The organism is Agrococcus sp. HG114, from assembly GCF_024723325.1.
Classification (GTDB): domain Bacteria; phylum Actinomycetota; class Actinomycetes; order Actinomycetales; family Microbacteriaceae; genus Agrococcus.
Genome location: NZ_JANQCH010000300.1, coordinates 1 through 387 on the forward strand (window position 1 = coordinate 1; position 387 = coordinate 387).

1 protein-coding gene is annotated in these 387 nt (G+C 39.0%); it reads left to right on the forward strand.

Features of this window, described 5'->3' with window-relative positions; translation table 11 throughout:
• Nucleotides 1-387: tRNA (adenine(22)-N(1))-methyltransferase TrmK (locus NWP09_RS13335; protein WP_258275952.1), on the forward strand; the 387-nt coding region annotated here is incomplete at both ends.

The window sequence follows — 387 nt, forward strand, 5'->3', positions numbered from 1 at the left end:
TGCTATTGATTGTATCATTATTGCCGGTATGGGCGGAACATTGATTACAGATATACTAACGGCAGGAGAGTCCAAATTGGATTCTGTAAGCCGTTTAATCCTTCAGCCTAATGTTGCTGCTCAAAAAGTTCGAGAGTGGCTCTATGAGCAGAATTGGACGCTTATAGATGAGAAGCTACTTGAGGAAGACGGGAAATACTATGAAGTGCTGGTGGCAGAGCCTGGGGATCCAAGAATCCCTTATACTGAATTATCAAAAGAACTTTTGTTAGGACCATTTATATTAAATAAAAAAGATATTCATTTTAGAGAAAAATGGCAAGCTGAGCTGAATACCTGGGAGAAAATTTTGCAAGGATTGGAAAAAGCAGAAAAGAACGCTGATAC